The following is a 9,103-nucleotide window of genomic DNA, read 5'->3' as shown; positions in this document are numbered from 1 at the left end:
CCTACATGTTGTGGTGACCCGCTGAACCCGTCGTTTTCTACCTCACCCCGCTACGCACCCCGAAACCGGAAGGGCCCCTAAAGAGGCACATTAACTCTGATGATTTATCTACATCAGAGTTTTGGCAGACTGGAGATAATTGGATTCTCTAAAGAACTACTTGAAGCCTTGGAGACGGCGGGGCTCCGACGATTTTTTCCAACTGGGGCAGTCGAAGATTTGACTCTCTTGCGATCATTTCACGGTGAATTCCATTCTCCTCAAGGAGTTGAATGGACTTTTCTAAAAGTGCTGGGCGGTCGCATTTGGCAATTAGTCCCGGTTCTGCGCGTCTCCACTTTTTACGTGAAAGAGTGGTCATCGCGCCACGATAGCTATTCTCGCTAATTGTTCCGAGTCGTCGCATTCTGAACAACAGAGCTTGAACAGACATTCCCCACTTCTCTTTTAACTCGAATAGTTTCCGCCAAGACTGTTGATTTATCGACCGGGGAAGCTCGGGGAGTAACGATTGAGTCGGCGCCAAAAACTCTGATGCAAATAAATGGGCTTGGGATTCTGCAGCTGTTTCGCCTGGCTCCGCTCCCTCATGCATCACCAAATGCCCTAGCTCATGCGCTAAATCGAATCTTTGACGGTAGAAGTCATTCTTTTGGGGATTTAAGATGATATAAGGTCTCGTGCTCACCCACATTGAATACGCATCAACATTAGCCGTAGCTTCCTCGTTGAGCGTAACAATGACCCCTTTCCTTTCGATGGTAAGAAGCAAGTCCTTAATCGGTAAAGCCCCCAAGCCCCAGGTCTTTCGGAGTAGACGTGCTGCGGCTTCCACTTCATCATCTTCTTCAGGAAAGTCCACGGACGGCAGATCTGGTTCCGGGAGGATCAGGTGTTGTTCAAGGCCACTTGTAACGGTCGCGGCGAGGACGCCAAACTGATGGGCTTGTCTCCGGATTTTTTGAGGGGTGGTTTTTAATGAGCGAAAATGCGGTGGGGTTGAGGAAGTCAGTAGCGGGGAAATGGTTTTGCGAAAAAACTCTGGCTCGACCTCGAGCTCGTTGGCTAGCCTAAAAATAGAGTCTTCCGTAGGAGTTTTTGAGCCGCGCTCCCAAGAAGAAACAGCTGCTGGTGTCACGTTTACGCGCTCTGCGAGCTCCTTCTTAAGGAGGCCATTAAGTTCACGGGCCTGTGTCAATCGCTCTGGTGCGAACGAATCAGCAATTTCCCTTAACCTGCCCATATGTCTTTCCTCGGTCGTTTGTTCCTGCTTATAGTTGAGTCTTGTGCTCTGGTGCTCTTCGAAGCTGAATCCCAAGCTCGTCCGCCGAATGGGTGGACGCTGGTGCTGCCTTTCTGATGGTATTAGAGGTGGTTGGGGTTGAGAAATCTAGTTGAATGTAGTCTGCCCAGGAGCTGCCGATAGTTCGGCCCTCTGTTGGAACGCCAATTCTAGCTTCTAGGAGTCCATCGGAAGGGGAGGCTCGATAGGTTACGAAAATTACGGAGTTAAAGGGGGTGTTCTCTTGGATTTTTTGATAAGCAAGCCCGCCGACGAATGTTGAGGCTTCATGCAGGAATAGTGCAGTTTGGGCCCCTGAATCGGTCCCTGCGTCGGACGCTCTAACAAGATCACGACGAATGTCACTTTGTTTCATCCAATCTACAGTATCTAGGTCTTTGAAGGCGGAGCAGTTGATGACCGTGATGATGCACCCTTTAGAGATCCAACCGTGGAAGCCTCCGTATGACACTTCGTTGATGCTGAAGTCCGGTTTTGGAGGAATCGACGCAAACATTTCTGGGGGAAGATTTTGGGATAGGATATCCATCCCCGCGTCGTCGGCACTCTGCTCGGGTATCGCGTATTCCCCCAGCCTAAAAACCCTCCTGAGCTCATCGTGTAGATACTCTTGGCAAAGTGCGGCAAAGGTTTTGGGTCCTTGCTTCTTTTCGGGTGTCCAGTCCTGGTTCGCCCTAGCAATTGCCGAAAGTAGGGCAAAGGCTACGGATTGCTGAAATAGACGACTTTCAATTAACTGATGTGGAGTAATCATAGGGTTAAATATACCAGAGTGCTGCGATAGGTGGTGAAAACTTAACTATACGAAGTTGCTGTTAGGGCTACAAGTGGAGATGCAACTAGGCGAGTCGCTAGTCAGCGTGCACATGAATAGTTCCATTCGTCTACCCGGTGACAGGGCGGACTCATGAGAAAAGCGGGAAAACTACCGATGCAATGGGCGGTAGCTACTTCCGAGTCGGTGCATCCTTCGAAGGGGCTGATCTTGATAGGAGCCATCGCTCTGACGACGCAAAACCTTCAGGGGCCTTTTGAGAGTCATGCAGGAAGCGCTCAACGACCTACGCCATTTTGATTCGTCGAGGTCGCGGGTGGATTCGAAACGAAGGGAGAATGTCATGTGAGATGTTTATGTTCTATGTCAGCGGGGCTTAATAAAGTACGGATTTCCGCACTCGCATACGCAAACGGAATCCGCTCCTGCTCGATGCGCAGTCTGCCCGCGGTGAACAGCAGGCGGTAGGCGCGCTGCTCTTCGGTGGTGAGATGAGTTAGGGCGGCGGAGCCGTCGCCGGGGTCGGGGACGGCGAGGTGCTGGAATGTGGTGACGGTGGCGGGCTCCATGAGTAGTGATGTGGTGTGGGGGAAGTGGGAACGCACGGCGTTGAGGATGGCAAAGCCGGCAGCATCGAGGTCGCCCCAGTAGGTGATGTCGGCTTTGTGCAGCCAGCTCAGTGCCTGGAGCTGGTGGGCGGCGGTGCCGGAGCCGAGGAGGGCGATGGTGGGAGGGGAGGCGTCGGCAAGCGTCGGCAGGGCCAGGAAGGTCTGCTTGTTTTCCACGATGAGTACCCGGGGTGGGGTGTCGGGGAAGAGTTTGGCAGCGTCGGCGAGGGGGATTTCGATATCGGAGAGTGCTGGGGCGTGGTTGAGGTAGCGCAGGCGTAGGCGGGTGTCGCTGCGGCGCAGGCCCAAGTCCTTGATACCGAAGGGGGCGAGGAGCGTCAGCAGCAGGCGGCGGTGGTTGCCAATCCACTTACCGTCCACGCCTTCGACCGGCACGGCGCGCTCCCACTCACCGGAATTGGGGTTCGCGCGCAGCCAGGTCAGGCACGGTCCTAGGCAGCGCAGGTCATAGGCGCTTAAATCCTTCCACTGGTTGTAGGAGCGGTGGACGGCATGAGCGAAGTCCGGGGAGGCTGGGAAGATGTCGGCGATGTCCTGGGCGCGCTGTCGGGCGGTGGAATACTCGCGTTCCAGGCCCGCGGCGGTGGCGATGCGCGCAGCACCGGTGAGGATTACGCGGGTGGGCACATCGTTGGCACCTAGGCCCGTGCGGGACCAATTGCGTGTTTCATAGATGACCTCGTCCTGGTGTGGCCAGCGCTGCCAGGCGCGGATGAAGTCTTGGGTGGTGCTGATATCGCGGGCGGCGGCCGCGGCTGTAGGCGGGTGCAGGGGCCACTCTAAGTGCAGGGCCTCGGGGTCGGCGAGCACTTCGGCGAAGTGGTTGCGCAGGTACTTTTCCGCATGCGCCTGCAGGTCTTTAGGCATCCGCATCGGCGGGCTCCTCAGGGTGGGGCGGTTCGGGGTTAGGGGAGGAGAGTGTGGAGGCGTCGATAAGCGAATAGCCCGTGCGCGCCTGCGGGCGGCCGTTGATGAGGGGCTCGTCGTAGTTGACCACGATGGTGCCATCCACGTAGGGGGAGAGCGTCTGGATGAGTTTGAAAGGCGTGGCCAGAATCATGTGGAAACCAAAGGAAGCAAAGACGGACATGGCCGTGCGGGTAAAGGCGGGATCGGCGCGGTCAAAGGCCTCATCCAAGATGATGGAGCCATAGGTGGGCACGTCCTGGTCCGGCTCCGCCAGGCGGAAGCGCAGGGCCGCTGCCAGGCAGAAGAAGACGAGCTTTTGTGCTTGGCCGCCGGAGAGCGAGGCGGAGTCCTGATAGGTATTGGCCGTGGTGCCGTCGGGGTAGCACTCGCGGCCGATGAAGCTCACGTGGCGGCGGGTATCCAAGACCACGTTGCGCCAGCGGATATCCTCCGGGTGGCTAGAGCCCAGGCGGCTCAGAATCTTGTCCAAGGCATGATAGCGCTGCAGGGCGGCATCGTGCTCATCTTTGCTGATTTCGGCCAGGCTGTGGGAGGTAGCTGCATCCAGGTCCCTCTGGAAGTCTTGGACCACCTGGCCGCGGGCATCCTTGACATCAATGCGCAGGGTGCGCTCACCGTTGAAGGGCGAGCGCTCCAGGGACTTGTTGATGAACTCCATGCGCGTTTCGATATCGCTGCGCGCATGGCGCAGGGAGGACGCCAGGTGGGACAGGTTCTGGACGGTCTGGCCGTTGAGCAGCTCCAGGAAGCGGGCGCGGAAGTCTGCCAGGCGGTCAGCTCGTAGGTACTTCAGCTTCTCAATGCCTTCGCCGGCGAAGCTGGCCTGCGGTTCCAGGTCGGCGGCTTCTGCCGGCCACTGGGACAGGTAGGCGTGGAGGACGGAGACGATCTTGCCGTTGGCGTCCTCGATGCGGCGCGTGGCTGCGCGGGCCGCGTCCTGCAGGTCGGCCTGGACTTCATCGCGCCGGGTATCGATGTTATCGATGGTGAGCGTGCGCTTTCCCTTGTGCAAGGCCTCCTCGACGGCTTTCGCGATGTCCTTATTCGCGATCTCCGGCAAGGTGCCGATGACGCGGCGACGCTCTGTGGAGCGCTTCAGCTCGCCTTCGACGTCGCCGAGGTGCTTCTGCGCCTGGTTGAGCCGGGCGCGGGCCGCATCCAGTTTTTCCTTGGCGTGCTGATGGGCGGCGGCCAAGGCCCGGGCCTCCGGGGAGGATGCCAGGGCATCGTATTGTTCTTGAAGGTCTTGCTTGCGCGCCTTCGCGGAAGCAGTGTCAATGTCCTGGAATTTCGTGTCCAGCACCTGCTGGGCCTTATCGCGCTGGGAGCGCAGGATGTCCATTTTCCGGTTAAGGTCGTGGACCTGCCTGGCTGCGGCGCTAGCGGTGGCTTTGGCCTGCGCCAACTGGGAGCGCAGTAGCTCAATCTTGGCGGTGTTGGTGGAACCCACCCGGTACCACGCTGTGCCGGAAAAGCGCCTGCGGTCATCCTTGATGAAACGCGTGGAGCCGTCCTTGTCCTTGGGGCGGCTTTCCAGGCCATCGCGGGTAACGGCGGGAGTTGTGGTGACCTTGTCTAGTTCCGCTACCGACTCCACACATTCATAGTTGAAGCGGTGGGAAATGTGTTGGCGTACCCACGCCGTCATGGGGTGATCCTGGAACTCCAGCTTGTGGATGAGCTGCCGCGGACTGCGCGCGGAGGCTGGCGCCGACGTGAACTCCGGGATGGTGCGGTATTCCAGTCGGGTGCCCACGTTGCGGGAGTTGACCCACTGGTTAATGGCTTTCCGGGCTTCCTCCGGCACGAGGAGGGTGGCGGCGAAACCGTGCAGGAGCTTTTGGATGACCGGCTCCCAGTCCGCCTGCTGCGGGCTGATATCGATGAGCTCGCCGGCGAAGGGAAGCTCGGATTCGGCATAGCCGGTATCGCGAGCAAGTTGGGAGCGCAGCTCCACCAGGGCCTTGTCGATGTTGGTGCGCCGCGAGCTAAAAGAGCGCAGCTCGCTATCGAGCCGGGCGCAGGCGGTGGCCGCATCGCGGGCGGCCACGCCGGCTTCCTGTTGCTGGTTCGTCAGATCGGCGGAGTCGGTCTCGAAGTCGGAGAGTCGTAGCTGGGCGTTGGCCTGAAGCTCAGCGAAACCTTGCGGGCTGAGCTCATAGTGCTCAGTCCACTGGCCCGCGGCAGCAGCAAGGCGTTGGAATTCTTTGGAGCGGTGCGCAATCTCTATGTCGGCAGTCTCCATCTTGGCGCGCAGGGCATCGATCTCGCCGGCACTGAGCTGGGAAACAGCCATCGCGGCGCGGCGCTCCGCATCATCGAGGTGCGCGACATCGGCCTCGAGGGATTCCACTTCCGACTGGGCCTCTACCTGTTGGGCGCTCAGCGCGCGGATGCGAGAGTCCAGCTCCTCTGCCACCAGGCGAGCGCGCACGGCCGGCAGCGCCTCGCTCATGGCCTCCGCCTTGTGCTTATCTGCCTCCGCGGTCGCGCGCTGGGCATGCAGCTGGGGCAGGGGAGCGAGCGTATCAATCTGGGCCTTGACGTCCTCGACCCGCAGGTACGCTTGGCGCAGATCTTCAAACTGCTCCACGGCTTCCTCCGACCGGGAGAAGGTCGAGGGCCGGTCCAGCATGTAGTCCCGGAAGAGCTGATCCAGGCTGGACAGCGACTTCGCGGACTGTGTGCGGTGGAGCAGCAGCTGGCCCTCCACGTTCTTGATGCCGAGGCGTTTGCGGAAACGATCCGCAAACGTGGCATATGTCGGCGTAAAGGACGCGCCGGGTCCCTTGTACAGGGCTTTGATCTTGCGGGTGTCCAGGCTACGAGCGAGCAAGGGGCTGAGCTTATCGACGTCCTCATCACCCGGCACCAGCCCATACAACTTCTTGATCTGGCCTACTGAGTTCTCACCGCCATTGAGGCGGAAGATAGCAATGAGCGTGTGTTGCTTGCCCGCGCCGTTGTCATAGGTCAGTGCTACCACCGAGTTGGTAGCCCCCTCCCGCAGGTACTCCGGGGCGATTTCGCCGGTCTGCGCGTTTTCCTGCTGCCGCCACGCGCCGCGCACGTAGGAGACGAGGCTGCGCCCGTTGTGCCGGCCGAGGTCCTGCTGCGAAGCTGCGTTGAACTTCAGGTGGTTCTGTGGAACCAAGACCGCCGACATCGCATCCAGTAGCGTGGACTTGCCGGAGCCCGAACCGCCGGTGATGAGGAAACCTTTGCGCGCCACCGGGATGGAAAAGTAGCCGTGGAAAGTGCCCCAGTTGATCAGCTGAATGCGGCTGATACGGAATTGTCCGGGGTACAGGCTGGTGTGGCTAGTCATCGGAAGTTTCCTCCTTCTCCTCATCTGCCTGCTCTTCCTCAGCCTGCGCCAGGCGGGCGTATTCGTCCCGGATGGCGGTGACGGTGGAGGCGTCGAAAAGCTGGCGGAGCACCGGTGAGACCTCGAAGCGCCCTTCGGTCTCAGTAGAGCTCAGCAGTGAGTAGTCGTTCTGAATGCGTTTGATGGCCGCGTTGAAGCGGCGGTTGAAACCGGCCTCATCGCGGTTGTCCACCGCGCGGACGTAACCGATTCCCTCCCGGAGATCCTCGACGTCCACGATGACCCGCTCGCCGGGCAGCGCAAGCCCCAGCTCTTGGCGCAGGTTCAGCAGGATCGCGGTGTCGATGTGCTTGAGCTTATCCGTGCGCAGCACCTGCGGGATGCTCAAGGTTTCTTCCTCCACCATCCGGGTAAACGCGAAGCCCTCGGTCTCGTCCACAACGAGTTCTAAGAACACCTCATGCAGCCGGGCGCGGAGGTTCTCCTCATCCGAGATGATGGCGGCCCACAGCACCGGTTCCTTCTGCGCGCGAATGAGCGGGCCCTGTAGGAGCTGCACTAATGCGCGCCGCGAGTGGTAGGTCAGCGAGCCTTTATCGTGCTCCCACAGCGGTGGCTCGTGGGCGGAATCGACGCGGGGAGTGTGTGCGGCGGTCACTGTAGCTCCTTAACGGTGGTGTGATCGAAATACAGGGTAGGGATGTTGGCGGAGCGAACGGTGCCGTCATCCTCGGTCCACGTGACTTTCTCACGCGACGGGCGCAGCACGGGCACCGGGTGCTGGTCGGCGATGTGCACTAAGCCCACCACGCTGGCAAGGCCCTGGGTCGGTGGATGGGCTTGCAGCACCTGGCCTACCGTGCAGGGGCCGGACTGGGCGACGACTGAGCGTACCGCCTCGTGCAATTCTTCGAAGTCAATCTCCGATTCGCGCACCAGCTCATACAAGGTTTGCGGGTCTTCTGCGTCCGGTTGGTATGCCACCGGGGTTTCCTCCACGACTTCCCGTCCCGGGTTGGCCAGGCGAATGCGGGAGACGGAGTGAATCGACATACCGATGCGCTGCAGCGGTGTCTCCATCCGGTGAAAGGCCTTGAGTTCGGAGTTCTGCGCGGCATCGATGGCCATACCGCGGGCCTCCCGCAGTAGTTCAATCATGCGCCGATCCTCCGCGAACTGCTCGGAGGAGACATAGTTGCGCAGGCTGCGTGCCAGCCCCGTCATGGTCTGGTTGACCTCGAAGCTGGTGTCCTCCATATCGCGGAAAAGCCTGCGCAGCTGCTGCCTCCTGTCCGGCGCCAGCGCCTGTCCGGCTTCGCTGTCGAGGACCTCCGTGATCCACTGGTCCAACCAGGCGCTGCGCTCCCTATCCATCAAGAGGGAATAAAAGCCGCGGAAACTGCGCCCAGCGTCCGACTCCGCAATGTGGTCCACGCCGTTGAAGATCTCCTCCAGTACCTCGCCGCGATAGCCCTCTGGATCCAAAAGCTGGCGGCGCAGCTGGTGGTTGAGGGCCTCGAGCTCGTGGCGCACCCGGGCGAAATCGCTCGGCACGGCCATGGCCATGTTCAGCACGTCTTGGACGCGTTCTTCTGCCTCCGCGACGGTAAGCTTTTCGAACTGCCCGCGGCGGGCTTTCTCAATCTCACGGTCGATGCGGTCGCGCTCTTCCTCCAAGCTGGCCACGCGGCTGGCAATGTCCTCGTTGGTATCCCGCGCTAGCCTTTGCAGCGCGGAGCTGATTGATTCCACGCGTGACGCCGTCACTGTGGTCACCGGAGCCTCCCAGCGCTCAATGGCTTCGAGGGCAGACAGGGCTTCCTCGCTGGGTTCGAGCGTTTCGCCATGAGAGCTCTTTCCGGACTTTCTGATGAGCCACCCGGCCTTGACCCAGTCATTGCAGTACTTCTGCGGCGTGCGGGGCATGGAAAACTCACTGGCCAACACCTCGAAATCGGTGACCATGAGCTCATAGACCTCCGCCGCCGGGCGCGCCCGGGTGCCGCGCGGGAAGTACTCCGCGATCAACGCCAAGATCACGGGCGCGTTATCCGCGGCTAGAAGCCGTATCGCGGCGGAATCGCGCATCAAACGCCGCAGCGATAGGGCGCGTGCTTCAACAGACATGTCTTGATTCT

The 9,103-nt window shown here is 60.1% G+C and carries 6 protein-coding genes; all 6 read right to left on the bottom strand.

The genetic code is table 11. The annotated features are described in order from the left end of the window. Positions 1-148: 148 nt before the first annotated feature. The 6 genes from HMPREF2807_RS03950 to HMPREF2807_RS03925 all read right to left on the bottom strand — a co-directional run bounded on the left by HMPREF2807_RS03950 (position 149) and on the right by HMPREF2807_RS03925 (position 9,092). Positions 149-1,243: an XRE family transcriptional regulator gene (locus tag HMPREF2807_RS03950; protein WP_070510661.1), complete on the bottom strand. Its 1,095-nt coding sequence runs from the start codon at positions 1,241-1,243 to the stop codon at positions 149-151. Between the two features lie 28 nt (positions 1,244-1,271). Then, a complete protein-coding gene (locus HMPREF2807_RS03945; protein ID WP_070510660.1) occupies positions 1,272-2,057 on the bottom strand; it encodes a hypothetical protein in 786 nt (261 codons plus the stop codon). A 362-nt stretch (positions 2,058-2,419) separates the two neighbouring features. Further along, entirely contained in the window at positions 2,420-3,580 is a 1,161-nt protein-coding gene (locus HMPREF2807_RS03940) for a DUF3322 domain-containing protein (RefSeq protein WP_070510659.1), read from the bottom strand. Beyond that, the gene (locus HMPREF2807_RS03935; protein WP_070510657.1) at positions 3,567-6,965 is read right to left on the bottom strand and encodes an ATP-binding protein; all 3,399 of its coding nucleotides are present in this window, start codon (positions 6,963-6,965) and stop codon (positions 3,567-3,569) included. Before HMPREF2807_RS03935 ends, HMPREF2807_RS03940 begins: the two co-directional genes overlap by 14 nt. After that, positions 6,958-7,623, bottom strand: coding sequence for a DUF4194 domain-containing protein (locus tag HMPREF2807_RS03930; protein ID WP_070510655.1), 666 nt, complete (start codon positions 7,621-7,623; stop codon positions 6,958-6,960). Before HMPREF2807_RS03930 ends, HMPREF2807_RS03935 begins: the two co-directional genes overlap by 8 nt. Then, positions 7,620-9,092, bottom strand: coding sequence for a DUF3375 domain-containing protein (locus HMPREF2807_RS03925; protein ID WP_070510653.1), 1,473 nt, complete (start codon positions 9,090-9,092; stop codon positions 7,620-7,622). Before HMPREF2807_RS03925 ends, HMPREF2807_RS03930 begins: the two co-directional genes overlap by 4 nt. Positions 9,093-9,103 lie beyond the last annotated feature (11 nt).

Source organism: Corynebacterium sp. HMSC074A09 (assembly GCF_001811545.1).
GTDB classification, from domain to species: domain Bacteria; phylum Actinomycetota; class Actinomycetes; order Mycobacteriales; family Mycobacteriaceae; genus Corynebacterium; species Corynebacterium hiratae.
Note: the sequence above shows the minus strand (reverse complement) of the source record. Positions and strands in the feature narration are given on the sequence as shown.

Excerpts from the sequence above, each read along its gene's own strand:
- HMPREF2807_RS03950 (WP_070510661.1), bottom strand. The coding sequence starts at position 1,243 with ATGGGCAGGTTAAGGGAAATTGCTGATTCGTTCGCACCAGAGCGATTG.
- HMPREF2807_RS03945 (WP_070510660.1), bottom strand. The coding sequence starts at position 2,057 with ATGATTACTCCACATCAGTTAATTGAAAGTCGTCTATTTCAGCAATCC.
- HMPREF2807_RS03940 (WP_070510659.1), bottom strand. The coding sequence starts at position 3,580 with ATGCGGATGCCTAAAGACCTGCAGGCGCATGCGGAAAAGTACCTGCGC.
- HMPREF2807_RS03935 (WP_070510657.1), bottom strand. The coding sequence starts at position 6,965 with ATGACTAGCCACACCAGCCTGTACCCCGGACAATTCCGTATCAGCCGC.
- HMPREF2807_RS03925 (WP_070510653.1), bottom strand. The coding sequence starts at position 9,092 with ATGTCTGTTGAAGCACGCGCCCTATCGCTGCGGCGTTTGATGCGCGAT.